The sequence below is a fragment of the Marinobacter sp. M1C genome (genome assembly GCF_023314135.1).
Lineage (GTDB): Bacteria > Pseudomonadota > Gammaproteobacteria > Pseudomonadales > Oleiphilaceae > Marinobacter.
The window spans coordinates 4,020,206-4,046,135 of sequence record NZ_CP092289.1 but is presented as its reverse complement, the minus strand read 5'-3'; the positions used below and the strand labels follow the sequence as shown (position 1 = coordinate 4,046,135).

Genomic DNA, 25,930 nt, shown 5'->3' with positions numbered 1-25,930 from the left:
GTCAGTTGTGCACATCCAACCCGCCAAAGCGGCGATAAAACCCAGCCCCGGTGACAGACAAGGGGCCCGATGCATTTTCCAGATTGCAGGCCAGGAATTCGTCAGAGCGCGCGTAAATTGCGATGTAAAGGTTTCGGCACAGTTGCTTGGCGCTGCGCCCTTCCCAGTCACTAGGCAGTAGCTCGTCAGGCAGTAAAGGGTCGCGCAGCAATATTTTTCGGTATTCGTGAATGAGTAAAAGCCTCGCAGCCAGACAGTCCTCGGCGTTGAGGTTGTCGTTATGGCTGAGCTCCCTCCACAGTGGGCGAAATTTTTCCAGGAAGCGTTTATAGCGCAAACCCAGTTCATCCAGATCCCAGCTTTCTTTAACCTGCCTGCGCAGCGCTTTTGAATTCCGCGGTTCTATCGGGTGGGTTTGCATCACAATGGCGTCATCGGAGGCGCCCCAATCTTGCAATAACGGGGTTAATTGCTCGGGCTTGAAGCGCGGGTGTTGCATGATGGTGGGTGACAGATTGCCAAAGCCCAGCCATTTGAGTTCCTCGCGCACTTTTAAGCGTAGGTCAGGTTCCACCTGATTTAGCAGTGTCAGGCACCAACCACCGTTCCAGTCGTCATCACCAATGCTGTAAACCTGCTCGAACGCCTGCCGGAAACGCCGGAGGCCGTCCCCGGTTATGCTGTAATAACTGCAGCGACCCACTTTTTCAGTCTGTAACCAGCTTTCTTGCACCAACCGGTAAACCGACGTTCTGACCAGACGTTCGTTAATGCCCATAGGTGTGACCAGCTTCATCAGGCTGCCTAACCACACATTACCGCCGCGCGGGTGGATGACATCGCCGTAAATGGTAATGATCAGAGAACCTGCACGGACCGGGCGTTGTTGCTGAAATTCCTGTATCAGACTGGCAAGCTGACTTTTTGCTGACATGTTCTTCTCTTAAAGGGTTTTCCGGCAGCATTCGGCGCCATCAAAGTGCTTAATATTGCAAGGAACGAACCTTATCTCGCCGGCGTCATCAGGTAAAGGCGGCGGGCCAGGTCATCATCGAGCGCTTTGTGAACATTCATCTAAACTGACAGTGGCGGTCAATAAAACAGCGGCCAGTACGAGCGCCGCAGTTGACACCGAAGTAATGATACAATATTTTCAAATAACACATATTGTTGGTATCGTATTAAGTTGGCAGTGTGTTGAAAGCACTGATTTTTGAGCAAGATGGCTGCTAAATATCATTAATGAGGGAGGCTTTCAGGTGGGGGTAAGTGATACGAAAATGCCCAACTCTGTCTTGAGAACTTGTTGTAATAGTCGGTAAATCAAACGCATAGAAAACAAAATGATTCCGACCTTATTCTGTGGAGAAAAAAAACAATGAATGGAACACTGGCTCGTTATACCAAGAAATTTTTAGCCATCACAGCGGCTGGACTGCTGGCGATGAGTGTCCAGGCTGCTGATCCCATCCGTATCGGATCTTTTTTGTCAGTAACCGGCCCTGCGTCCTTTCTGGGGGACCCAGAGCTTAAAACCCTGGAAATGTACGTTGAGAAAATTAATAAAGAAGGCGGGGTGCTTGGCCGCCAACTTGAGTTGATCTACTACGATGACGTTGGCAATGCCTCTAAAGCCCGCAACTTCGCAAGCCGGCTGATTCGTTCAGACCGTGTGGATATTATTGTGGGTGGAAGTACAACCGGTGCCACCATGGCGGCTGTGCCAATGGTCGAGCAGGCCCAAATCCCTTTCATCTCACTGGCGGGCGCTCTTGTTATTACAACGCCGGTGAAAAAGTGGGTGTTTAAAACGCCGCAGTCTGACCGCATGGCTGCAGAACGTATTCTGGATGATATGAAGTCCCGCGGTTTGACCAAAATTGGCCTGATCTCTGGCACCGATGGCTTTGGCAGTTCCGGTCGCGAGCAAACCCTTGTGGTGGCCAAGGAGATGGGCACGATTGACGTGGTGGCGGACGAAACCTACGGCGGTTCCGACACCGACATGACCGCGCAGTTGACCAATATTCGCGGTACCGACGGTATCCAGGCCATTTTGAACTTTGGCTTTGGGCAGGGCCCGGCCATTGTTACCCGAAACTATGCCCAGCTGAGCATTGATCTGCCATTTTACCAGTCCCACGGTGTTGCTTCTGACGGTTTTCTCGAACTTGCCGGCGACAGCGCCGAAGGCTTGAGGTTGCCCGCATCGCCTTTGCTGGTGCCGGATTCTCTGCCGGAATCAGACCCTCAGAAACCGATTGTAGAAGCGTATAAAAGCGAATACGAAGCTCGCTGGAACGCTAAGGTGTCCACTTTTGGTGCCTACGCTTATGACGGCTTGATGTTGGCGGTGCAGGCCATCGAGAAAGCCGGCACAACAGATAAAGCAGCCGTGCGCGACGCCCTCGAAAATATTCAGGGCCACGTAGGCGTAACCGGCACCTACAATATGTCTGCCGATGATCATAACGGTCTTAAAGCTGATTCCTTCCGCATTCTGGAAGTCCAGAATGGCAGTTGGAAGTTGGTCAACTAAACCTTTCTTATCCGTATCATAGGTTGGCATCCGCCTTTCGGGGCAGCCGGCCGCTGCGCGAGCGGACCTGATTATGTTCTCTGAATTTCTGCAGTACCTGTTTACCGGTATCACCATTGGTGCGACCTACGCCCTGATCGCTTTGGGCTTTACCCTTATTTACAACGCCAGCCATGTGATCAACTTCGCCCAGGGCGAATTTTTGATGATTGGCGGTATGGCAACCGTGTCCTTAACGGCCATGGGTGTGCCCATGTTGCTTGCCATCGTGTTGGCGGTTGTTCTTGCGGGTCTTATGGGTATTGCCCTGCAGCGCCTGGCGATTGCGCCGGCAAAAGATGCGAACGTTGTCACGCTAATCATTATTACCATCGGCGCGTCCATTTTTATCCGTGGTCTTGCTCAATTAGTGTGGGGCAAAAAGTACCACGTGATGCCTAACTTCAGCAGCGATGAACCGATTGAGATATTTGGCGCCGTACTGAACAGTCAGAGCCTATGGGTGCTGGGTGTGGGGGCGGTGCTAGTGGCAGTATTGGTGTACTTCTTCACCCGCACAATGACCGGCAAAGCCATTCTTGCCACTTCTATGAACAAAGACGCCGCCCGTTTGGTGGGTATTCGTACCCAGATGGTGTTGATGCTGGCGTTCATGGTGTCTGCCTTGTTGGGTTCAATCGCCGGCATTGTCGTCGCTCCTATTACCTTCACTTCTTACGATATTGGCATCATCCTTGGCTTGAAAGGCTTTGTGGCTGCGGCTATTGGCGGCCTGGGTAGTGGTGTGGGCGCCGTTGTGGGTGGCCTGGCGCTGGGGGTGGTTGAAGCCATGGCAGCGGGCTATCTGTCGTCTGATTACAAAGATGCGGTGGCCTTCTCAATGATTCTGCTGGTGTTGTTCTTCATGCCCCGGGGCCTGTTTGGCGCCAAAGTTGTGGAGCGGGTGTGACGATGGCGAAACTCTCCGAATTTCGTTTGAAGGGCCTGGTGTTTTTGGCCGTTGTGGTTTTTGCTTTGCCTTTGTTTATTTCCAACCCGTTTCACTACAGCCTGGCCACGCAAATCGCGTTGATCGCCGGTGCCGTGGTGGGGCTTAATCTGCTGGTAGGCTTTGCCGGCCAGATCAGCCTGGGTCACGCCGGCTTTTTTGGTCTGGGTGCCTATTTCAGCGCGATCATGACCAGTCATTATGGCTGGTCTGCCATACCGGCGCTGATTGTTGGCGCGATTGGTGTGGGCATTATTGCCTGGGTGGTCGGCCGCCCGATTTTGCGCCTAAAAGGCCATTATCTGTCTATGGCGACCCTCGCCGTGGGCTTCATTATTGCCATCATTTTGAATAATGAGCGGGAGATGACCGGCGGGCCGGATGGTATGCCGGTGCCTGCCTTTGACGTGTTTGGCTGGGAGCTCAGCCCATTTGGCGAATACTCCTTGTTTGGCATGGATATCAGCGGTGATCTGGCCTGGTACCTTTTTGCAGGCGTGGTGCTGTTGGTCGCCGTCTGGCTGGCACAGAACCTGATTGACTCGCCTATCGGTCGCGCCTTGCGCTCGGTACACGGCTCAGAGGTGGCAGCCAGCGTGGTGGGTGTGAACACCACGAAGTACAAGAGCCTGGTGTTTGTTATTTCGGCGGTTTACGCCAGCGTAATGGGAGCGCTTTACGCGCATTTTCAGGGCTTTATAACGCCCGCGGTGGCAGGCTTTGAGTTTTCCATTTTGTTGATCACGATGGTGGTGCTGGGCGGCATGGGGTCGACCATAGGTGTCATCATTGGCGCTGTGGTGTTGGAGCTACTGCCGCAAGTGCTGGCCGATTTTCAAGAGTTTGAGATGGTGCTGTTTGGTCTGATTCTGATGCTGACGATGATTTTCATGCCCAAAGGGCTGCTTCCAACCGCGGCCAATTTCTTGGCAAAACGACGCGCAAAGTCCGCCGGAGGTAACGCATGACGGCTCTGGTGGAAGTGAATAACCTGTCCAAGGCGTTTGGCGGTGTGCACGCAGTAGAAGGTGTGAGCTTTGCGGTAGACGCGGGGCAAGTGTATTCGGTGATTGGGCCGAATGGCGCTGGCAAAACCACGCTGTTTAATTTGATTACCGGTCTCTACACGCCCACGGGGGGCGACGTAAAGCTGAACGGCGAAAGCACCGCAAAATTGGAACCCAGTCAGCTAGCACAAAGGGGTATGTGTCGCACCTTTCAGCAAATGCAGATTTGCATGAACATGACGGCAATCGAAAACGTGATGCTGGGCCGTCACCTGTCCCTGAAAAGCAACCTGTTAACCACGCTTTTCCGCTTACCAGCGCTGACCCGGGGTGAAAAAGCCGCCCACGCCAAATCCGCCGAACTGATGGAGTTTGTCGGTTGTGGCGAGTACATCAACGCCGAAGCTTCGGCAATGTCTTATGGCGCCCTGAAGCGCCTGGAAATTGCCCGCGCGTTAGCGGCAGAGCCGAAAATTATTCTTCTGGATGAGCCTGCAGCCGGCCTGAACGCGGTGGAAACCACGGCACTGGAGGAGTTAATCCGCAAAATTGCCGAACAGGGCATTACTGTCATGCTGGTAGAGCACGACATGAAGTTGGTAATGAACATTTCCGACCGTTTACTGGTGCTTAATTACGGGCGTGTGCTGGCGGAAGGCACACCGGAACAGATTCGTGCTAATCCGGACGTGATCGCAGCTTACTTGGGCGGTTAAACGGAGCGAGGAATAATTACAATGACACAAACACCGACCAACACGGCGCCTGAAGACAGTTTTAGTGTGCAGGCCATTAGTACCATCGTGCAGGAACACCAGGCCCTGTGGCGCATACTGGATTTGTTGGACCAGCTTCAGCACGATATGAACATCAACGAACAGCAGCCTGATGAAACACTGTACAACAATATTTTCGACTACATTCAGCACTTCGCCCGACGTGTTCACAGCTCCCCTGCTGAGATAGTTCTGTATCGGCTGTTGGGAGAAAAGTCACCGGAAACCAAGCCGCTGCTAGACAAGCTCGCTCATGGTTACGTGATTGGTGATCAGAAAATCAACGAGCTGCGTCATTTGTTGATGGTGTGCATGGAGCGCTGGCCCGACGGCCGTGAGGAATTTAGCCATGCGCTGGCACGGTTTACCGAAGCTTTGCGTAAGCACATTAAAAAAGAGGAAGGCGTGGTTATCCCGCGGGCGCGCAAGCTCCTCAGTGAAGACGACTGGCGCCTGATTACCGAATCCCGTGATCAGGCCAATGATCCGCTGTTTGGCGAGCGGGTACGGGATGAGTTCCGTGAGCTGCGGCATCGTATCGTAAGCTACACACCGGAGCGCCTGGGTGGCCTTGGGCTGCGTCACGCGCCACGCCGAACTGCGCAGCACGCTGCCGAAGAAATGCTCACGATCAAGGGCCTGAAGACTTCTTACGGCCAGATTGAAGCACTCCATGGCGTTGATATCCGCATCAACAGCGGCGAGATTGTGTCGCTGGTGGGCGCCAACGGTGCTGGCAAGTCCACACTGCTGATGACCATCTCCGGGCTGCAACCAACAGACGCGGGCAGCATTACCTTTGAAGGCAAAGATTTGCTAAAGATGCCGACCGATAAGCGGGTTGCCAGTGGCATTGTGCAGGTGCCCGAAGGCCGACAGGTGTTCAAGGATCTGAGCGTTGAGGACAACTTGCTGCTGGGCGCTTATACCCGTGGCCGCAGCCCCGAAGTGGAAGACGACATCGAACGCATGTACGAGAAGTTCCCCATATTGCGCCAGAAACGTCGCAACCTGGCGGGTGAGTTGTCTGGTGGTCAGCAGCAGATGCTGGCCATGGGCCGGGCGCTGATGGCAAAGCCGAGATTGTTGCTGTTGGACGAGCCCAGCATGGGGCTTGCACCGCTGATTATTGAAGAAATTTTCAATATCATCAAAGAGCTCAAAAACGAAGGCATGACCATCTTTTTGGTGGAGCAAAACGCGTCCCAAGCGCTGGCGCTGGCCGACCGTGGCTACGTACTGGAAACCGGCCGCGTGGTGGTGGAAGGCTCTGGCCGGGAATTGTTGAGCAACGAGAAAGTGCGCGAGGCTTATCTGGGTATGTAAGGCCCTGACCAGCCGGCCAGAATAGGAATATACACGACCATTAGTAGCACGCTGATCAACCCCAACAAGTAAGGGATGATTGCCCGGGTGATGCGCTCCAAAGGCAGCTGCGTGATTGAGGAAGCCACATAAAGGTTGATCGCTACCGGTGGGGTGATCATTCCGATCGCCAACCCGACCACGATGATCAGGCCAAAATGAATCGGGTCAATTCCCAGTTGAATCACCAGCGGCAGCAAAACCGGCGTTAGAATAATCAATGCGCTGGCGGTTTCTAGAAATACACCGGTCAGTAGAATTATGCCCACCACTAACAGCATGATCACGTAAGGATCGGTAGAGATAGACAGCACCGCTTCAGCAATAGCGCCGGGCACCTGCCAGCTGGATAGCGTCCAGCTCAGCACCGCCGAGGTGGCGATTACAAGCATGATCACTGAGGTGGTAATCGCCGAGCGAATCAAAATGCGATACACATCGCTTAGCTTGAGGTCACGGTAAATGAACAGCGAGACCAGCAGCGCGTAGTTGACAGCCACCACCGCAGCTTCACTGGGCGTGAAAATTCCCGAAAATATGCCCCCCAGAATGATGACGGGCGTCATCAGTCCCCAACTCGCGCTTTTTAATGTGCGCCAGATGGTGGCCAGTGAGAACGGCGTGCCCTTGGGATACTGGCGTTTGTAGGCTTGGGTAATGGCAATTGCCATCAGCCCAAGCCCCATGGCGAGCCCTGGCAAAAAGCCGTTCAGGAACAGCTCAGATACCGATTGCTGGGCAATCACTGCATAAATAATCATGGGCACCGACGGCGGAATGACCACTCCAATTGTACCGCTTGCGGCAATCAGGCTGGCAGCAGACGCGGGGTCATAACCTTTTTTGCGTAACTCCGGCACCAAACTTGCTCCCACCGCCGCTGTGGTCGCCGCCCCGGAGCCTGAAATTGCTGCGAAGAACATCCCTGCCATCACCGACACGACCGATAAGCCCCCCCTTAGAAAGCCGAACAGAGAGTTGGCAAAGTTGACGAGTCTCTCGCTCACTTTGCCTTGAGCCATCAGGTCGCCGGCCAGAATGAACATGGGAATGGCCACTAAGGCAAAGGAATTGATGCCCTGAAACATCTGCTGGGTGACCACCATTAAAGGTACCCCGGCCTGGCTGAGCGCGATCATGGTGCTGGCACCGATTGCCAGGGCAATAGGTACACCCAGTAGCATAAGCGCGAAGAACAGCCCGAACAGTAGCAGCGTCATGGAACGGGCTCCTCACGACGCTCGCCGTCTATTAAAAGCTCCAATAGATCGACGAAAGCGTACCAACTCATCACGGCCGCGCAGAGCGGAATCACGGAGTAGACATAGGTCATCGAGAGCCTTAAGGAAGCCGATTTCTGAAAGCTCTGAACTTGCATATAACGATAGCCGATCACCACCAGTGCCACCGTAAAGGCCAATACCGCCAGGGTGCCGGCAATGCGCGCGGCTTGTCGAAGGCTCACGGGCAGGGCGTCCACGGCAAATGTTACGGCAATGTGCCGACCGCGCTGAAAAGCCAGAGTGCCTGCAAAAAAAGTAATCCACACGAGCAGAAAGCGAGCGACTTCTTCGGTCCAGCCGACCGCGCTGAACAGCACTCGGGAGACAATCTGCAGGGTAATCACGCCAATCAGCGCTGCCATACCCGCAAACACCACGGGCTGGATGATTGCATCCAGCCCGCGCTCAATTCGCTTTAGCGGCTTTAACAGCGATTGAGTTTTGGTCGTCACTTATTTGAGCGCCTCCAGAATACGTGGCAGGTAATCACCGAACTTCTCACCGTACTTTGCATAGACCGGCACCACGGCGGCTTGAAAAGCCTTTATATCTGGGGTGTCGTTAATCTGCATGCCGGCTTCGCGCAGCTCGGCCAGTTGCCGGGATTCCATCTCGGCGTTTACCCGGCGCTCATGTTCGGCGGCTTCCTGAGCTGCCTGGGCGACCACAGCTTGTGCCGCTTCTGGAAGCTTATTCCAGGCAGGCATGCCCATCACGAAGATGGCCGGGGCGTAGGTATGTCGCGAGAGGGTCATGTAATCCTGGGTTTCGTAGAGCTTGAAGGAATGAATCACATTGGCGGGATTTTCTTGTCCATCAATGGTGTTTTGCTGCATGGCGGTCAAGGCTTCCGTCCACGCCATCGGAATGGCGTTGGCACCCAATGCGCGGAAGGTGTCCACATACACCGGATTTTCCATTACGCGAATACGCAGGCCTTTCATGTCTTCTGGTGTGTTGACCGGGCGCTCGCTGTTGGTCAAATTACGAAAGCCACGTTCGGCGTAGGCCAGGCCTTTCAGGTTGACCTCGGAAAGCTTGTCGAGCAGTTCCTGACCAATGGGGCCGTCGAGGACATCGTAAGCGGCTTGCGGTGAAGGAAACAAAAACGGCAGCTCAAAAACCGCCATTTCTTCGACAAAGTTAGCGACCGGGCCGTTGGTGATCACGCCCATATCAACGGTGCCAATTTGCATACCTTCCAGCAGGGTGCGCTCGTCGCCCAGTGAAGCGTTAGGGTAGAGCTCGATGTTCACCACACCTTCGGTTCGCTCTGCTACCAGATCCTGAAATTTGACGGCTGCAATATGAAAGCCATCTTGCTCGTTGACCACGTGAGCCAAGCGCAGAGTAATCGGATCCATGTTGGTAAATTCTGACGCAAAAGCCGTAGCGGCCAGCGATAGGGAAATGCCAAGTACCAGTGTATTCAAACCGAGTTTTTTCATTATAGTTTTCCTCAAGTGATGACGCGTCTTGGGCGCGCTGTAAGCCGCCGGGCCGATACCAGCGCAGCTAACCGCAATACCGCAAAGACCATGGGTTTCGTGGGCTGAACCAGAACCAGACCCAGAACCAGAACCAGAACCAGAACCAGAACCAAAAAATATTTACGTTAACGTAAACTGTATCCAGTTCAGCGTTAAAAAGAAATCAAACTGCCAGCATCATCGGATGCTTTCAACAATCAGCGCAATGCCCTGGCCGCCGCCGATACACATCGTAATAAGGCCATAGCGACCGCCCGTGCGTTCAAGCTCCGCTAGGGTTTTGATGATGAGGATGGAGCCTGTAGCACCTACCGGGTGCCCCAGCGCAACAGCACCGCCGTTCGGATTTACCTTGTCTGCCGGCAAACCGAGTTCTTTGCTGACCGCAAGCGCCTGGGCGGCAAACGCTTCATTGGATTCAATTACATCCAGATCTGCCACACTAAGGCCGGTCTGCTCCAGCACCCGACGCACAGCCGGGATCGGGCCAAGGCCCATTAGACCGGGATCCACCCCAGCAAAGGCATAACCCACCAAGCGTGCACGCGCTTTAAGTCCACGTTTTTCGGCTTCTGCTGCGCTCGTCAATATCATGGCGGCCGCACCGTCGTTAAGACCAGACGCATTGCCTGGCGTAACGATACCATCTTTAGCAAAGGCAGGTTTGAGGCCAGAAAGACTTTCGACAGTCGTATCTGCACGTACATGCTCGTCCTGCTTAAAAATGAACTCCTTGCGACCCTGTTTTACGGCCACAGGCACAATCTGTTCTTTAAAGTAGCCACTCTCAATAGCATGGCTGGCACGACGATGACTTTCCGCCGAAAACACATCCAGATCTTCACGGCTGAGGCCATACTTTTGGGCAATACGCTCAGCCGTCAGGCCCATGTGACCGCTACCAAACGGATCGCTGAGAATGCCCAGTGTCATATCGACCACTTTCCCGTCGCCCATCCTCAAGCCCTTGCGGACATTAGGAAGAACATAAGCCCCCTGGCTCATGCTTTCGACGCCACCGGCCAATGCAATCTGGCTGTCGCCCATAATAATCATCTGCGCGGCGCTGATAACCGCCTGCATCCCGGAACCACAGAGACGATTTACATTGAACGCCGCAGAACCTTTCTGCAGACCGGCATTAAGGCCGATATGGCGCGCTACGTAGGCATCTGCCGGGCCAGTCGAAATAATATGACCAAAAACGGAATGGTCGATGTCTTCTGCGGGCACAGCTGATCGGCTGATCGCCTCTTTTGCCACACAAGTGCCCAGATCGGCCGGGCCCATCGAGCTTAAACTTCCGCCGAAGCCGCCTATAGCTGTGCGTGCTCCGTCGAGAATAACTACATCGGTCAGTTTCATCGTTTGTTTCCTCAGGTTATCGATCTGTAAAAATCCGCAAAGCGGATAATTTATTTGCCCAGCATAGAACGGGCAATCACTTCTTTCATGATTTCAGACGTTCCTGCGTAGATTGTTTGTACTCGCGCATCCACAAAAAATCGCGATACGGGATACTCAACGGTATAACCGTAGCGGCCAAACAGTTGTAGACAGTCGCTGGCTATATCGCACTGCATTTCGGTGAGCATCAGCTTCAGAATGGCGGCGTCTGTTGGCCCCATTTCGCCTTTAAGATATTTAGTCGTGCACTGGTTCAGATACGCTTTCGCCATCTCCAGCCGTGCACGGGCTTCTGCAAGTTTAAACCGGATATTTCGAAAGTCAGCTACTCTTAGGCCAAAAGCCCTGCGTTGCTGCACATAATCCAGAGTAATCGCCAGCACGCCCCCGGTCGCCCCACCGCCTGTGCAAGATCGAAACGTCTTTGCGACAGGGTTACGCAACTAAACTAATAGGTAGATGCATGAACAACTCTGGCACCTCCGCTTCCTGCCCCGTATCGGCGGGTATCCAGCGGGCTCTGCGCAACACGATCGGAGACGCCTTTGCCCGCTCTGCGAGCATACATGGCAGCCGCACGGCACTGACGTTTGACGACCGCACCTGGACGTTCTTAGAGATTCACGCAGCCTCAAACAGGCTGGCCCATCGTCTGATCGGGCTCGGCCTTGAGAAAGGCGACCGCGTTGGTACCTATGGCAAAAACTCGGATGCCTACGTTTTGCTCTGGCTTGCCTGCACCAAAGCCGGGCTGATTCATGTACCACTTAACTACGCGCTGATTGGCCACGAACTTACCTACGCGCTCAATCAGTCTGGCTGCAGGGCCTTGTTTGCCGACCTGGATCTGCAATCACAAGTCGATGCGATCCGGGAGACAACCGAGGTTGCCATTCACGGCAGCCTGCACGGCGGTAACACCAACGACGCGCTGACATTCGCGCTTGAGGCCGGCGAAGACACAGCACCGGATTTGGAGCTTTGTGATACAGACCTGGTGCAGATTCTTTATACCTCTGGCACCACCTCCGACCCCAAAGGCGCCATGCATACGCATCATTCACTGATGACGCATTATGCCGCCTGCCAATACCACCTGAACATTCGGGCCAGCGACCGCTCACTCGCCGCGCTGCCGCTTTATCACTCGGCGCAGATGCATGTATTCACCATGCCCATGCTGCTGAGTGGCGGGTACAGCCGGATGATCAACACCCCGACACCGGACGCAATTCTCGGGCTGCTGGCAAGCGATCAACTGAACGCCTTTTTTGCGCCGCCCACCGTGTGGATTGCCCTGCTGCATCATCCCCAATTCAACCCGGGCAAACTGCAACATATGGATAAGCTTTACTACGGCGCATCCATCATGCCTGGCCAGATAGTAAAAGAGCTTGGCGAAAAACTACCTGGTGCAGGCCTGTACAACTGTTATGGCCAAAGTGAAATTGCACCGCTGGCGACGGTGTTGCTACCAGAAGAACACGCAGACCGACCGTCTTCTGCCGGTCGCCCCATGCAAACGGTGATGACGCGCATTGTGGACCCGGTTACCGGTAAAGACTGCAATCCCGGGGAACACGGAGAACTGGTTCACCGCTCACCGCAACTGATGGTGGGTTACTGGGGCAAACCTGAAGCCACGGCGGAAGTCTTCAAAAACGGCTGGTTCCATTCCGGTGATCTGGGCTATCAGGACGATGAGGGCTACATTTATATTGTTGATCGCATCAAGGATGTGGTGAACACGGGCGGAGTATTGGTAGCCAGTCGCGACGTAGAAGAAGCTCTCTACCAGCACGAATCTGTTGCGGAGGTTGCGGTCATCGGTGTGCCGGATGAGAAGTGGATTGAAGCCATCTGCGCCATAGTGGTGGTCAAAGAAGGTTATCCGCAAGACGCAGAAGCTTTGATGAGCTACGCACGAACCAGGCTGGCGAGCTTCAAATTGCCAAAGCATATCCACTTTGTGGAACAGCTGCCAAAAAACACTGCTGGCAAGTTGCTGAAACGAAAGCTCAGAGAAGATTTCGCTTTATGAAGTAAGCGGCTAGTTACCCGTAAACTTAGCCGGCCGTTTGCTTGTAAAAGCTCGGACGCCTTCCTTGAAGTCGTCGGTCTCCGCTGCTTTCAGGAATGCCTGGCGCTCAGCTTCAAGATGCTCGGCCAGTGATCTTCCGCTGCCTTGATCAACAAGCCGTCGAAAGGCACCGAAGGCCTTTGTCGGGCCGCTTGCAACATGTTTTGCTGTCGTCGCCAGTAGGTCGTCAAAGGCATCTGGTGAGCCAACTTCCGCCAACAAGCCCCAGTTCTTGGCTTCAGTTGCATTGAGCTGGCGATTCAGGAGCATCATCTCTGTGGCCCGTGCCGTGCCAATTTTGCGCGGTAAAAACCAGGTGCAACCACAGTCCGGCACGGCACCTATGCCGTTGTAACCGATAAGAAACCGTGCGTTTTCCTCCGCTACAATGACGTCTGCCATGAGTGCGAGACTCAGGCCTGCACCCGCGGCGACGCCCTTTACACCGGCTATGATCGGCGCGTCTATGCTTCGTAGCAGGAGAATCGCTTTATTGAGTGGCAACAACAATCCATTGATAACGCCTTGGGTCTGTTGCGGGGTGCCGACCATGCTGGCGACATCGCCACCGGCCATAAATGCTCTTCCGGCACCGACCAGCACAATGCAACGTAATCCCGGTTGCCCACTTAATGCCTTCGCCGTCTCCAGAAATGCCTCGGCCATGGGTACGTTGATGGCGTTGAGAACGTCAGGGCGATTGAATGTCAGCGTGGCTACGCCTGTTTGTTCATTAAATGTGGAAACTAGGGGGCTGTCTGTCATGGTTGTGAGTTCCGTCGCTGAGAGTGTTTGCATCACTATAGAACACACTGCCTTGGTTTTTACGATACAACTGGGTTACATTAACTTTCGTTCAGTAAAGTACTCTGGCGTTTACTAAAATAAAAACAATCATGATCTACAGACCTGTTGGGAATAATGTCCAATATCCTCGAAATTAATAATCTCTCGCTCTCGTTCGGTGGCGTGAAGGCACTTAAGGATGTCAGCTTCCGGGTGCCGGAAAATACCATTACCACAGTGATCGGCCCAAACGGCGCAGGCAAAACATCACTTTTTAACTGCATCTCCGGTTTCTACAAGCCTCAGCAAGGCACCATCAGCTATCAGGGTAAGGTGCTCACGGGAATGAAGCCACCGGCCCGCGCCGCTTTGGGTCTTGCACGAACCTTCCAGAATATAGCCCTGTTCCGGGGCATGACTGTACTCGACAACATCAAGCTTGGCGCCCATGTGCATATGAAAAGTGGCCTACTGGGCTCACTGGCGTATTTCGGTGCGGCACGTCGCGAGGAAATGGTGGTGCGCCAAGAAGTGGAGCGCCACATCATTGATTTTCTGGAGATTGATCATATACGGCGGCAGCCTGTAGCCAGCTTGTCTTACGGTTTGCAAAAACGCGTGGAACTGGCCCGCGCCCTGGCCATGCGACCGAAAGTGCTGATGCTGGATGAACCGGTAGCGGGGATGAACCGGGAAGAAAAGGAAGACATGGCCCGGTTTATTCTCGATATCCGTGAAGAGTGGGGCGTGACAGTGCTAATGGTAGAGCATGATATGGGCATGGTTATGGATATTTCCGACCACATTGCGGTGCTCAACTTTGGCCAGGTTATTACCGAAGGCTTGCCTGCGGAAGTGCAGACAGACCCTGAGGTGATCGAAGCGTATTTAGGCACCAGTGATATGGACAGCCTGCGCAAGAAACTTAACCCCGAACGCGAGGTGGCTTAAGTGGACTGGCTTTTTTTTGGAGAAATTAGCCTTGCAGGCCTTGCCATGGGCGGGCTCTACGCTCTGATCGCGCTGGGTTTTGTGATCATTTATAAAGCCACGCGAGTGATCAACTTCGCCATCGGCGAAATCATGATGGTCGCCGCTTATCTGTTTCTGGCCTTTGCTGGCGGTATGGAAATGTCGCCGTGGCTTGCGCTGCCGCTGGCGGTACTTGGGGGCAGTATTCTGGGTGGTGTGATCGAAAAGACGATGATCCGCCCGATGCTGGGAGAATCACCCATTTCGGTGGTAATGGTCACTATCGGTGTGGCCAGTATTCTGATGGGCCTGGTAGAGCTCGTGTGGGGCGCAGAACCGCAGCTTCTGCCAAGCTTTCTGCCTCGTAAACCGGTGTTTATTGGTGAAATGTACTTGGCTCCAAAGATTGCGTACGGTTTTCTTATCGGTGCTGCGCTGCTCATCATTTACTTGTTGTATTTCCGTTTTTCCCGAGGCGGCGTGGCGCTGCGTGCCACCGCGTCAGATCAGGCCGCAGCCTATTCCATGGGCATTAATGTGAGGCGGGTATTCAATTTGGCCTGGGTGTTTGGCTCTCTTGCAGCCTCACTTGCGGGCGTATTGGTGGCCGCAACCGGTGGGCTTAGCCCGCAGTTTGGTGCTATTGGCCTGAGCGTACTGGTGGTGGTGATTGTCGGGGGTCTCGACAGCATTGTGGGTGCGCTTATTGCGGGGCTGTTTATTGGCTGGCTGGAAACTGTGGCCGGCGCCTACTTGGGCGGGGAGTATCGCATGCCGGCTACGTTCGCGGTGCTGGCCGTCATTTTGGTTTTTCGTCCTTATGGCCTTTTTGGCACCCACGAAATAGAGCGAGTGTAAGATGCGTATCGGTGATGCCAAACAGAGCTATGAGGCCGATGAGGCCATCCTGACCAGCTCCACACAGAAGATCTGGTTCGGGCTTTTCCTGCTTGCGCTGCTGACGTTCCCGTTTATGGCTGATGCCTATTTATTGTATTTGGGTTGTCTGGTCGGTATTGCGGTTATCAGTACCACGGGACTGAATATACTGACCGGTTATACCGGCCTGATTTCCCTCGGCCAGGCCGGCTTCATGGGCGTGGGCGGTTATACCGTGGCCTGGTTATCTATCAACACCGCGTTGCCATTCCCGGTGACGCTCTTGCTTGCCGGGCTGCTGGCGGCGGCCGTCGGCATTCTGGTGGGGCTTCCTTCGCTCAGAGTGAAAGGGCTCTATCTGGCGATTGCTACGCTGGCTGCCAGTGTTTTTTTGCATTTTATCTTCGCCAGTTGGGAGTCTGTAACCGGTGGCATGGGCGGCTTAAGTCTGGAACCGGCGCACTTATTCGGCCTAACTTTTCAGAGCGATTTTGGAATGTATTTCATTATTGTGCCGCTTGCGGTACTGATGGTATTTGCTGCCAAAAACGTGTTCCGCACCCGCATCGGTCGGGCGTTTATTGCGATCCGGGACAGGGATATTTCGGCCGAAATTCTGGGTATTAACCTGTTGCGTTACAAGTTGATGTCTTTCGCACTCAGCTCATTTTATGCCGGTGTTGCCGGTGGCCTGTTTGCTTATTTCTTCCGGGTCGTTACGCCGGAAAGTTTCCCGCTTTCCATGTCCATTTTCTATCTGGCAGCGGTTATCGTTGGCGGCATGGGCAATCTGCTGGGCGGCATTCTGGGTGCCGCATTCATGACGCTGATTCCGGAAGTTCTCAAGCTCCTCACCGCAGCCCTGACACCGTTTTATCCAAATGCACCGATATTCATGTCGCCGATGCTAGAAATCATCTTCGGTGCCCTGATTGTCGGCTTCCTTATTTTCGAGCCTCACGGACTGGCGGAGATCTGGCACCGCATTCGGCGTTTTTTCAGTTTATGGCCTTTCAAAAACTAGTGGATTTAACAACAACAAGAAGCCGCAAGGAGAAGTTACATGTTTAAAAGAATTCTGAAAGAAGGCCGCAGACTCGTAGGTATCGGCAGCATTGCCGCCTTGGTCGCAGCGGGGCCAGCAATGGCACAGGATAAAGAGCCCATCGTATTTGGTGGTTCCATACCCTTGTCTGGCGTGTTCGCGTTTGCTGGCGTGCACATTCATGCTGGCCTGACTGACTATACAAGCTGGATCAACAGTCAGGGTGGGATCAACGGCCATCCGGTGAAGTATGTGATGGAGGACACTGGTTATGAGGTTGACCGTTCCGTCGCTGCATTCAAGAAAATCTCTGGCAGTAACACGGTTCCGGTTTACTACGGCGACAGCACCGGATTCATGAAAACGATTGCCTCAGAACTGAACAGCAGAGGCACCACGCTGATGAGCGGTGCGTCTTTCGCGACGGCGTTGACCGACAATGAGCAATACCCGTATCAGTTCATACCCGGCCCTAATTACACCCAGATGCTCGGTATTATTCTTGAGTACATTGCCACTCAGGGCAAAGATGGCGACAAACCGACCGTTGCGTTTGTTTACAGCGATACCGAGTTTGGCAAAGATCCTATTGAAAACGGCAAAGCCAAAGCCGCCGCGATGGGCATCAAAGTTGTAGAGGAAATTGTCACCAAGCCGGGCAGTGTGGATGTCTCTGCAGAGATTTTAAAGCTGCGTCGCGTCCGCCCGGATTTTGTCATATTCCACGGTTATGTGTTGTCGCCCATTAACGAGTTTATGGTGCAGATGCGGCAGATGGGTCTGGACACTCAGTTTATAGGCACCTTCTGGTCTACTGACAAACTCATCATCGACAAGATGGGCGCAGACGCCGATGGTTATATGGGTGTTATGCCTTACAACTACTATGACAGCCCAGAAAGCGGGCCGATGCTCGACGCGCTGCGTGCCGAGGCTCAAAAGAGTGATCCGAATGCCGGTTACCGGCCGACCGGTTATATGCAAGGCTGGTTTAATGCCATGGTCTGGACTGAGGTGATAAAGCGCACACTGGATGCGGATAAAGAACTGACCGCCGATAACATGGCCGAGTCTCTCGCTTCGATCAAAGACTGGGATACCGGCGGCATTATTGGTGTTCCGGTTACGGTGCAAGACATGTCGTTCCCGGTGGGTCGTATCTGGCGTGTGAACGCGAAAGAAGCTCGTTATGAGCCGGTATCTGACTGGATTCATCTCGACTGAGACGCTATATGGAAGCCCTGCTGGAAATCGATAATATAGAAGTGGTTTACAATAAGTCGGTGCAGGTTCTGCGGGGCCTGTCACTTCGGGTTCCCCGTGGCGCCATTGTGGCGTTGCTGGGGTCTAATGGCGCTGGCAAATCCACAACACTGAAAAGTGTATCAGGACTTTTGGCTCTTGAAGACGGCGAAGTGACAGCCGGAGAAATTCGCTTTAAAGGCCGCGCGTTAAAAGGCATAGCACCGGAAAAGCTGGTTCGTGACGGTTTGTTTCATGTGATGGAAGGGCGCCGTGTCTTTGAAGATCTGACCGTTGAGGAAAATCTTGTTGCGGCAACCTATGCGCTTAGTGGGCGCAAGACGTCTTTGAGTGACTCCTACGAGCTGGTTTACGACTACTTTCCGCGCCTGCGGGAGCGCCGTAAGCAGCTTGCGGGCTACCTTTCTGGCGGCGAACAACAGATGTTGGCACTCGGCCGTGCGCTGATTGCACAACCAGAGCTGATGATGCTGGATGAGCCGTCCCTAGGCCTGGCCCCGCAACTGGTTGAGGAAATATTTACCATTATCGCTCGGATAAACCGCGAGCAGGGCACATCCATACTGTTGGTGGAGCAGAATGCCGCGGTGTCTCTGGCCATTGCTTCTTATGGTTACATCATGGAAAACGGAAAAATCGTGATTGACGGCCCGGCGGATAAACTCTCATCCAACGAGGATGTAAAAGAGTTCTATCTAGGGGTTGGCGGCAAAGAAGGAGAGGCTCGCAGTTATCGGGACATCAAGCATTACAAGCGCCGTAAGCGGTGGTTGTCATGACAACATTGCAAATCCGTGATCTGACTCTTGTGCAGATGCTACGTGCCCACGCAAAAGAGCGCCCTCACATGTTGGCGCTTCGGCAGAAGGATTTCGGCATCTGGCAGGCTTATTCCTGGCAGGATTATTATCAGCACGCCCGGCACTTTGGTTTGGGCCTGCGTGCGCTGGGTCTTTGCGAGGGTGGCCACGTTGCCATTATTTCGGAAAACCGGGCGGAGTGGGTTATCGCTCAGATGGGTATTGGCCTGGTAAAGGGTATCTGTGTGGGCGTGTATCCCACCAGCCCGTGGAATGAAGTCGCCTATGTGTTAGAACACAGTGACGCAGAAATTGTGGTGTGTGAAGACCAAGAGCAGACCGACAAGGTTCTACAAGCCTGGCCTCAGTTGCCACAGCTCAAACACAACATTGTTATTGATCCCAAAGGATTGCGCGCCTACGCGTCGCCGCCGACGGCGTTTGAAGAAATTGAGACCTTGGGGCGGGAGTTCGAGAAAAACCATCCCGAACTGATTGACGAACTGCTCGACAGCCAGACGATGGATGATATCGCTCTAATGATTTACACCTCCGGTTCTACCGGCCGGCCCAAAGGGGCACTGATCAGCTGGGGCAATCTGCAGTCAGGTGCGCGGGGGCTTATTGAGTTACTCGGGGTGGATCAGGACAGTACCAGTCTGTCTTACCTGCCACTGTGCCATGTGGCAGAGCAGGCGCTTACCAATATTGCGCCCGTTTATGCGGGCAGCGCAGTGAGCTTTGGCGAAAGCCTGCGCACGATTCAGGAAGACCTCCGGGAGCTTGCTCCAACGTTTTTCTTGGGCGTCCCGCGAATATGGGAAAAGCTCCACTCCGCCATTTATATCAAGATGCAGGAGACGGGGCGTTTGCGACTGGGGCTTTTCGAGCGCGCAATGAGCGCTTGTGAGCCCTTAGCGACCAAACCAAAGGCGCAGTGGAGTGTCAAGGAACGACTTACCTACAGTATGTATTACTGGCTGGTGTTTCGTGCCTTGCAGAATTTTATCGGGCTGCGCCGCTGTACCATTGCGCTGACCGGTGCGGCACCTATCTCAACGGGTATTCTCCAGTTCTTTCGCACTCTGGGTGTGCCTCTGGTTGAAGTGTTCGGCCAGACCGAGAGCACGGGTGTAGCGACGGCTCAGCGCCTGGACAATGTTTGCCTCGGTACGGTCGGAACGGCAATCGCAGGGCTTGAAATAACGCTTGGCGAGCGAAACGAGATCATCATGCGTGGTGGCACCGTTTTCAAAGGCTACTACAAGGATGAAGAGGCGACGGCAACTACTCTCAAGGACGGCTGGTTGCATACCGGCGATGTTGGTGAGTGGCAGCAAGGGCAGCTGAGAATAGTCGATCGCCTTAAGGACATCATGATTACCGCAGGAGGCAAGAATCTATCGCCCACGGAAATCGAAAATACCATCAAGGCGAGCCCTTATATTAAAGAGTGCATTGTTGTTGGCGAGGCCCGAAAGTATGTTTCGGCGCTGATCCAGGTCGATTTTGAAACAGCTGCAAAGTGGGCGGAGCAGGAACGGATTGCCTACACCACGTTTCGCACTCTGAGTGAACACGAAAAGGTGCAGGAACTGATTCAGGCAGAGGTCAATAAAGGCAATGACAGATTGCCGCAAGTGGCGCAGATCAAGCGTTTCCATTTATTGATCAAAGAGCTGGATCACGATGACGATGAGGTGACCGCCACCATGAAAGTACGTCGGAGCAAAATTTATGAGAAATACGCCGAGGTAATTGATTCGTTGTATAGCTGACAGACTCCGTAAAGTTTGGTGAGGGATTTGCGGGCGAAATAGTCCACATCACCAAGCCGTTCTTCCTTCACTTTGTTGAACCATTCGGGGTCTTGCAAAAGTGCGCGGCCCACAGCAATCAGTTCAAACTCATGATATTCAATGGTTTAACTGTTCATGATAGCAAAAACAAGGAGATGCCTCTCCTCTTTTTTATTGTAATTCAGTACAAAATTTAGACGCTTACGTTTTCGGATGGACAATAGCTAGAACTGATGTGTTCTGTACTAATCAGGTCCTAACTGGTCATTCCAACCCAATTTAAGGCGTGATTGCTCCTTGAGTTGGGTTGAAAGGGCACATGTCAAATTACGGAATGACGCTTGCGGGGATTTCTATGTTCAGATTCCTTATCTTTTCGATCAGATTCTGCCTGTGCCCAATCAGGTCTTTGATCATCACACCCCGGTTAGTTTCGACCTCCTGTTCAGTATACGGTTTGAAGTTTTCAGGGGCACTTCCTCCGGCTATTTCGTCGTCTCTTAACATCCAGTTGAGCAGTTCTGCTAACTGTTGGTTGCTAAGCGCCGACAGCGAAGCGCCCGGAACCTGTATCAGGAATTCCCGGCCTCCCTCGACTTTCAAGAAGTTCCCGACAAAGCCTTTCATCATAGGGATATCGTGACTAGGCGCGCCCTCGCCGTTCGTCAGGTGGCAGCCCAGGCACTGCAACTGATAGTTCACCGACGGTGAATAATTAGCCAGGTGCAGGGGTGTCTGGCGCGCCTCGTTGCCGGGCGCGGGTTTTTGGGCAGGGTCGGGAATAACCCGTGCCGTCCCCGAAGGGGAGGCGACGATCAGGGTTAAAGCCAACACACAGAATATCGAGCGCATTGTTATCCTCCTCAGGACGCTACGCCCCGAATAACGGATACTGTGCAGTTATAAACGCTACTGCTGGTGCCAAGGCACCAGTTAATATCATTGTTGTTGAAAGGCCTGTACATGGGCTCTTCGCTGTCATTGCGAGTACACGCGCACTGTGCACAGCTGTGCTTGCCGCAACAGTCATTGTAGGAAATGATGTAATCGATTCCGTCGGCGGGGTTGCGGCAAGTCCCCACCCAGGTGACCTGGGAGGATTCCGTTCCTGGCGGACAGCTGGTTGCCGAGCCGCCGCAGCAACTGCATAGAAAGCCGTCGACAGAACAATAGCGCCAGTAATCGCAACTGTTGGGGTCACCCGGGTCTCCGGCTGATGGCAGTCCGGCAGCCAGTGCTTTACTTGTTCTGTCGATAGGCAGAAGAACTGGCGCGGCCACGCCCAAGGCCACAAAAGATCCAAATTTTGCGATGAACTGGCGCCGCCCGGTTGTATTGGCTACGTGGCGTGACGAGCGTTCGAAAAAGCGATCAAGAAATTTCATTTTATTGTTCTCCTAATCAGGATGGCGTGTGAATGCTTGGGGATTCAGACTGGGCCTTTATGTAATCCTGAAGTGTTGATGAGCCAAGCAATTCGGTTTCGAACAGGCTGTCTAGATGTTCTCTGGAGTTGACCAGACCCTTGGCTTTGAGCGTTCCAGCTTTATCAATCAGCACCGCATACGGTAGCTTGCCAATCTGATAGGTCATGCCAACGTCAGGGCTCACGATATAGGTGGACTTTTCAAGACCCGCCTGGGATATGAGCTTGTCATGTTCGGCGGCATCGCCATCGCTCACGTAAATAACATCCAGGTCTTTTGCCGATCGACTGATGGCTTTTATTGCTGGTAGCAGTGTCTTGCAGATGGGGCAGGTGGGCGACAGGAAAAATAGAAGAGTCGACCGTTCACCGGCATAGCCGATGTTGATCGGGCGTCCGAAACGGTCTGCTGCTGTGACTTGTGGGGCAGGTTGACCAACTTCAACGCCCTTATCGAGCATAAGGGCGCCGGCCGGTGCGATGCGTGAGTGCAAAATGCCGATTTGCCGGATAAGGCCAAGCAGCACCAAAGAACTGGCTATCAAAAGCAGCCAAAGCAGAATGTTTGAAATGACGAGTGCTTGCATCTTATTTTTCTCCTGACACTGTTAGTAGTAACGAACGGTTGGCAATCCAGAGATCTGTCGTTGTGTAAAGCAGAACCAAAACGGTGCCTGCTGCAATAATGACAAAGTTGTCGAGCAGGCCCAGAGGCCGGTCAAGCATGGGTAACAACGCACCCAAAGCAATGACGGCCAGTAGCCCATTGCGAACGAGCAGTGCTGGTTGTAGGGGTTGACGCATAGCGGGGCCGGAGCATCCGCAATCGATGTCTTTGCGGCCTCGCGCCAGATTAATAGCGATAGCCAGGGCGTAGAGACTGATCAGCAAAAATGCCAGAACGCCGGCGTAAGGCCTGCTGGTACTCCATAACAGGCCGGCGGCAACCGCCAGCTCTGTGACCGGCAGCGCCAGCGCTGCTGTTGGCACCATGAATCCCGGAATTAATTCATACTCGCGCACCTGCCGGCGAAACCAGTTGGGGTGCCTGATTTTATGATTGGCAGCACTGGCGAATATGACGCTCAGCGCCAAAGCAGCCGATGTGCTGATAACAGGATCTATCATCGTGTCACCTCTCAGTGGTTCAGTATCAACGTCGGCGTTTTGGTTACGCCTGCCATTGTTCCATTGTGTTCGCCTGTTGAGAGATCAAATATCTCCAGCCCACCTTCAATATTTGCACCAAGCAGAAGAGGCTTGTCATCGGAGGTGGCGCTCAGGCTCCAGATGAGGTTAGGCGATTCCAGGGTTCCGATTTTCTCGCCGGTTTTCAGATCAAACTCCCAGATAATCTGGCTGGGGTCTTCCCATTTATAAGCCTCGTGGTCTGGGTGCATCAGAACGTAAAGTCGATTTAGAGCCGGTGCCGCTGCCAGCAGCTGCCAACCGCCTGGTGCCCAGCCTTCAGCCAGTTCTTCCGGGGTGACCAGTGACCAGCGGGGTAATGGCTTCGGCTCGTCTCCGGATAGGTCGACTGGCACAACTTCACCTGATGTCGTCACGAAGTAATAAATCTCACCAACAACGGTTGCCCTTTCAACCAGCTTGACTGCATTCGGGTCAAAAAATACGGTTCTGGTACGATCTACTTCCTCACCATTGTCGTTCAGCGTAATCATCTGGAGCGATCCGTCGCCACACAGGGACGCAAATCGTCGGTCACCTACCGGGTAGTTGAGAATGCACCCGTTAGTCGCGATTTCGTTAACCATCTCTTGTTTGGTGGTGTCCACGACAGTCACCGATGTAGACGGCGTAAAGTTGTATATGTAGACGAATTTGTCGTCAGCGCTGGTCGCAAGTGAAAAGCGTTCGGTGAGAGTAAACGCGCGTTTGCTGGATACGACGAGCTCCCACTTTGGCGACAACGTTTGGCTATCCCAAGCGGTTAATACATCCGTGCGTTCCCCGCGCACGTAGCGAGTAAAAAAGAAGTCAGCGGTAAAAATTGTTTTTCGATCCCGGGAAAGTGCAACAGGAGCCGCGTGCCCCGTTGGTAGCATCCCGAGATATTTCTGCGTGTCGGGGTCGATCACAACGACACGTGTGGAAACCATGTTATTGAATTCGAAGTCCACCATATAGCTGCGGTGATCGTCAGGCAGCGACAGAGTTGTGCTACCGACTGTTTCATCGGGCAGACGCGCGTTTGCACTTGCAGCAATCAGGCTGGACGCTACCACCAAGCTTATTGCCAGTTGTTTAGGTAGATGCATCATTACAATCCTCGATGTTATTTTTCTAGTTTTAAGGGGCGTCGTGCTTTATCGCCGATCACGCACCTGATTTGCTGTCCGCTCCAATCCTGGATTAAGGCAGCCTGTTCTTACTTCTTTATGCTTACTACCCGGCACTGGGTAACCGCTTTGAGTCCTTCAATACCAAACTCGACGCCGTAGCCCGATGCTTTGTTGCCTCCAAAAGCAACCATTGGGTGGATTGCGCCATGTTGGTTGATCCACACCGTCCCGGCTTCCAGTTGAATTGCGAGCTCGCTCGCATCCGCCGGATTATCTGACCACAGTGAGGCACCAAGGCCTGCCTCAAGCCCGTTTGCAGACCCGATGGCATCTTCTAGTTCGCGATACCGTATGATCGGTAGGGCAGGGCCGAACTGTTCTTCGTCAACCAGTCTTTGGCCGTCTTTAATGTCACCAACCAGCGTAATAGGCAGGAAGTAACCTTGTTTGGGTACGTCGCCAAACTCCCGGATGTCGCAACCGGCGGTTTTGGCATCCGCTATGAGTGCCTTCACTTTTTCAAACTGCATCTTGTTTTGAAGGGGGCCCATCAGTACGGACTCATCCATGCCATCACCGATTTTTATCTGGCTGGCGATTGCGCTGAGCTCAGCCATAACGGTTTCGTAGTCATCTTCGTGAACGTAAAGGCGCTTAATGCAGGCACATGTCTGTCCCATGTTCAGGAATGCCCCCCAGAACAAATCGTTGGCAATTTTTTTAATGTTCGTTCCCGGCATAACGACGGCTGCGTCGTTACCGCCCAGTTCCAGAGTTATAGGTGACAAGTTCCGTGCGGAGGCTTCGATAATACGGCGGCCTGTCGCTTCGCTACCGGTGAACATAATCTTGTTAATGTCAGGGTGGCGGGTCAGCTTGCTGCCAATACTGCCATCCCCGGTTACCGTGTTGAGCACGCCAGCCGGCAGGGCCTGGTTGATCAGCCTCACCATCTCCAGTGTTGCAATAGGCGTGTATTCGGAAGGCTTCAGAACGACTGCGCTGCCCATCCTTATGGCAGGAATGATCTGCCATATAGCAATCATTAAGGGCCAGTTCCATGGGGCGATGGCTGCCACAACGCCCAGCGGAACGCGATGCAGTGTGTCTTTGCGTTCGTTATCCTCGTATACAACTTCGGGGGGCAGTTCCAAGCTTGCCGGAACCTGAGTCCACCCGACACAGGCCTGCATTTCAAACCTGGAGCCAGGGCCAGACAGAGGTTTTCCCTGCTCCCGGGTAATAAGCTCAGCCAGATATTCCGAGTTGTCCTGAAGAATTTGAGCAATTTTCCGGGTAATGTCGCGTCGCTCGTGATCGCTGCGTTGCGCCCATTTTTTTTGCGCAAGCACAGCGGATTGAACGGCCTTGTCTACTTCCTGCTCATTGCTTTCCGGTGCTAGCCCCAAGGATTGGCCGTTGGCAGGGTTGAAGATTTCATAACTGCTGGCAGATTCGACAAGAGTTCCATCTACGATATTTCGATATGTCTGCATTTTTTCGCCTCCGGAGGTTACTTCTTTGCTCCGCACGGATGTTTAGTTTGTTGCCCCTTTGCCGAGTTTGGAGCAGCCTTGATACGTACTTGTACCAATTAACCCTGCCTTTTGCTTTCTCGCTGATGCCAGAACGTTGCGCAACTGCGCCAATGTATAAAGTAGATCGTTTTTGGGGTGTGCTTAGGTGCCGCGCGGATGTAAATTAGTTGTGATACGCATCATT

The 25,930-nt window shown here is 53.5% G+C and carries 25 protein-coding genes and 1 pseudogene; 13 read left to right on the top strand and 13 right to left on the bottom strand.

Annotation, left to right across the window (positions count from 1 at the left end):
- Window position 1: 1 nt before the first annotated feature.
- The gene (gene paaX, locus MIH19_RS19075; RefSeq protein WP_249006358.1) at window positions 2-934 is read right to left on the bottom strand and encodes a phenylacetic acid degradation operon negative regulatory protein PaaX; all 933 of its coding nucleotides are present in this window, start codon (window positions 932-934) and stop codon (window positions 2-4) included.
- Between the two features lie 444 nt (window positions 935-1,378).
- Here paaX and MIH19_RS19070 point away from each other — a divergent pair, with 444 nt between their 5' ends.
- From MIH19_RS19070 to MIH19_RS19045, 6 genes and pseudogenes are all read left to right on the top strand, one after another.
- Window positions 1,379-2,539, top strand: coding sequence for an ABC transporter substrate-binding protein (locus tag MIH19_RS19070; RefSeq protein WP_249006357.1), 1,161 nt, complete (start codon window positions 1,379-1,381; stop codon window positions 2,537-2,539).
- Between the two features lie 73 nt (window positions 2,540-2,612).
- On the top strand, window positions 2,613-3,488 hold the full coding sequence (locus MIH19_RS19065; protein WP_249006356.1) for a branched-chain amino acid ABC transporter permease: 876 nt from the start codon (window positions 2,613-2,615) through the stop codon (window positions 3,486-3,488).
- A gap of 2 nt (window positions 3,489-3,490) precedes the next feature.
- Complete coding sequence (locus tag MIH19_RS19060; RefSeq protein ID WP_249006355.1) at window positions 3,491-4,495, top strand: branched-chain amino acid ABC transporter permease; 1,005 nt, start codon at window positions 3,491-3,493, stop codon at window positions 4,493-4,495.
- A complete protein-coding gene (locus MIH19_RS19055) occupies window positions 4,492-5,250 on the top strand; it encodes an ABC transporter ATP-binding protein (RefSeq protein ID WP_249006354.1) in 759 nt (252 codons plus the stop codon). The genes MIH19_RS19060 and MIH19_RS19055 overlap by 4 nt, the downstream gene beginning before the upstream one ends.
- 21 nt (window positions 5,251-5,271) lie before the next feature.
- Window positions 5,272-5,673 (top strand): annotated as a pseudogene (locus tag MIH19_RS19050) (ABC transporter); the annotation flags it as partial.
- Window positions 5,674-5,931: 258 nt separating this feature from the next.
- Window positions 5,932-6,636 carry an ABC transporter ATP-binding protein gene (locus MIH19_RS19045; protein ID WP_249009058.1) on the top strand — a complete coding sequence of 235 codons (705 nt, stop codon included), beginning with the start codon at window positions 5,932-5,934 and terminating at the stop codon, window positions 6,634-6,636.
- Here MIH19_RS19045 and MIH19_RS19040 read toward each other — a convergent pair.
- The 5 genes from MIH19_RS19040 to MIH19_RS19020 form a co-directional block, all read right to left on the bottom strand.
- Window positions 6,621-7,895, bottom strand: a complete 1,275-nt coding sequence (locus MIH19_RS19040) for a TRAP transporter large permease (RefSeq protein WP_249006353.1) — start codon at window positions 7,893-7,895, stop codon at window positions 6,621-6,623. The genes MIH19_RS19045 and MIH19_RS19040 overlap by 16 nt on opposite strands.
- Window positions 7,892-8,410: a TRAP transporter small permease gene (locus MIH19_RS19035; protein WP_249006352.1), complete on the bottom strand. Its 519-nt coding sequence runs from the start codon at window positions 8,408-8,410 to the stop codon at window positions 7,892-7,894. The genes MIH19_RS19040 and MIH19_RS19035 overlap by 4 nt, the downstream gene beginning before the upstream one ends.
- Window positions 8,411-9,406, bottom strand: coding sequence for a TRAP transporter substrate-binding protein (locus tag MIH19_RS19030; RefSeq protein ID WP_249006351.1), 996 nt, complete (start codon window positions 9,404-9,406; stop codon window positions 8,411-8,413).
- Between the two features lie 219 nt (window positions 9,407-9,625).
- Window positions 9,626-10,813, bottom strand: coding sequence for a beta-ketothiolase BktB (bktB, locus tag MIH19_RS19025; RefSeq protein WP_249006350.1), 1,188 nt, complete (start codon window positions 10,811-10,813; stop codon window positions 9,626-9,628).
- 50 nt (window positions 10,814-10,863) lie between these two features.
- The gene (locus tag MIH19_RS19020; protein WP_249006349.1) at window positions 10,864-11,238 is read right to left on the bottom strand and encodes an acyl-CoA dehydrogenase family protein; all 375 of its coding nucleotides are present in this window, start codon (window positions 11,236-11,238) and stop codon (window positions 10,864-10,866) included.
- Between the two features lie 80 nt (window positions 11,239-11,318).
- Between MIH19_RS19020 and MIH19_RS19015 the strand changes: the two genes are divergently transcribed.
- A complete protein-coding gene (locus MIH19_RS19015; RefSeq protein WP_249006348.1) occupies window positions 11,319-12,896 on the top strand; it encodes a fatty acyl-CoA synthetase in 1,578 nt (525 codons plus the stop codon).
- A 9-nt stretch (window positions 12,897-12,905) separates the two neighbouring features.
- Here the strand turns inward: MIH19_RS19015 and MIH19_RS19010 are convergent, their stop codons facing one another.
- Window positions 12,906-13,700 (bottom strand): enoyl-CoA hydratase-related protein, encoded by a 795-nt coding sequence (locus MIH19_RS19010; RefSeq protein WP_249006347.1) that lies wholly within the window; start codon window positions 13,698-13,700, stop codon window positions 12,906-12,908.
- 156 nt (window positions 13,701-13,856) lie between these two features.
- On the opposite strand from MIH19_RS19010, the gene MIH19_RS19005 reads away from it, so the two are divergent.
- The 6 genes from MIH19_RS19005 to MIH19_RS18980 are packed head-to-tail and all read left to right on the top strand — an operon-like array spanning window position 13,857 to window position 20,458.
- Window positions 13,857-14,672: an ABC transporter ATP-binding protein gene (locus MIH19_RS19005; protein WP_249006346.1), complete on the top strand. Its 816-nt coding sequence runs from the start codon at window positions 13,857-13,859 to the stop codon at window positions 14,670-14,672.
- Window positions 14,673-15,551: a branched-chain amino acid ABC transporter permease gene (locus MIH19_RS19000; protein WP_249006345.1), complete on the top strand. Its 879-nt coding sequence runs from the start codon at window positions 14,673-14,675 to the stop codon at window positions 15,549-15,551.
- A 1-nt stretch (window position 15,552) separates the two neighbouring features.
- Window positions 15,553-16,596, top strand: a complete 1,044-nt coding sequence (locus tag MIH19_RS18995; protein WP_249006344.1) for a branched-chain amino acid ABC transporter permease — start codon at window positions 15,553-15,555, stop codon at window positions 16,594-16,596.
- A 39-nt stretch (window positions 16,597-16,635) separates the two neighbouring features.
- The gene (locus tag MIH19_RS18990) at window positions 16,636-17,841 is read left to right on the top strand and encodes an ABC transporter substrate-binding protein (protein ID WP_249006343.1); all 1,206 of its coding nucleotides are present in this window, start codon (window positions 16,636-16,638) and stop codon (window positions 17,839-17,841) included.
- A gap of 8 nt (window positions 17,842-17,849) precedes the next feature.
- Window positions 17,850-18,659, top strand: a complete 810-nt coding sequence (locus MIH19_RS18985) for an ABC transporter ATP-binding protein (protein ID WP_249006342.1) — start codon at window positions 17,850-17,852, stop codon at window positions 18,657-18,659.
- Entirely contained in the window at window positions 18,656-20,458 is a 1,803-nt protein-coding gene (locus MIH19_RS18980) for an AMP-binding protein (RefSeq protein WP_249006341.1), read from the top strand. The genes MIH19_RS18985 and MIH19_RS18980 overlap by 4 nt, the downstream gene beginning before the upstream one ends.
- 348 nt (window positions 20,459-20,806) lie before the next feature.
- Here the strand turns inward: MIH19_RS18980 and MIH19_RS18975 are convergent, their stop codons facing one another.
- The 6 genes from MIH19_RS18975 to MIH19_RS18950 form a co-directional block, all read right to left on the bottom strand.
- On the bottom strand, window positions 20,807-21,331 hold the full coding sequence (locus MIH19_RS18975) for a cytochrome C (RefSeq protein WP_249006340.1): 525 nt from the start codon (window positions 21,329-21,331) through the stop codon (window positions 20,807-20,809).
- Window positions 21,332-21,342: 11 nt separating this feature from the next.
- Entirely contained in the window at window positions 21,343-21,864 is a 522-nt protein-coding gene (locus MIH19_RS18970) for a methylamine dehydrogenase light chain (protein ID WP_249006339.1), read from the bottom strand.
- A gap of 16 nt (window positions 21,865-21,880) precedes the next feature.
- The gene (gene mauD, locus MIH19_RS18965) at window positions 21,881-22,492 is read right to left on the bottom strand and encodes a methylamine dehydrogenase accessory protein MauD (RefSeq protein WP_249006338.1); all 612 of its coding nucleotides are present in this window, start codon (window positions 22,490-22,492) and stop codon (window positions 21,881-21,883) included.
- A gap of 1 nt (window position 22,493) precedes the next feature.
- Window positions 22,494-23,033, bottom strand: coding sequence for a MauE/DoxX family redox-associated membrane protein (locus MIH19_RS18960; RefSeq protein ID WP_249006337.1), 540 nt, complete (start codon window positions 23,031-23,033; stop codon window positions 22,494-22,496).
- 11 nt (window positions 23,034-23,044) lie between these two features.
- Window positions 23,045-24,184 (bottom strand): amine dehydrogenase large subunit, encoded by a 1,140-nt coding sequence (locus MIH19_RS18955; protein WP_249009057.1) that lies wholly within the window; start codon window positions 24,182-24,184, stop codon window positions 23,045-23,047.
- 110 nt (window positions 24,185-24,294) lie between these two features.
- Entirely contained in the window at window positions 24,295-25,704 is a 1,410-nt protein-coding gene (locus MIH19_RS18950) for an aldehyde dehydrogenase family protein (protein ID WP_249006336.1), read from the bottom strand.
- Window positions 25,705-25,930: the final 226 nt, after the last annotated feature.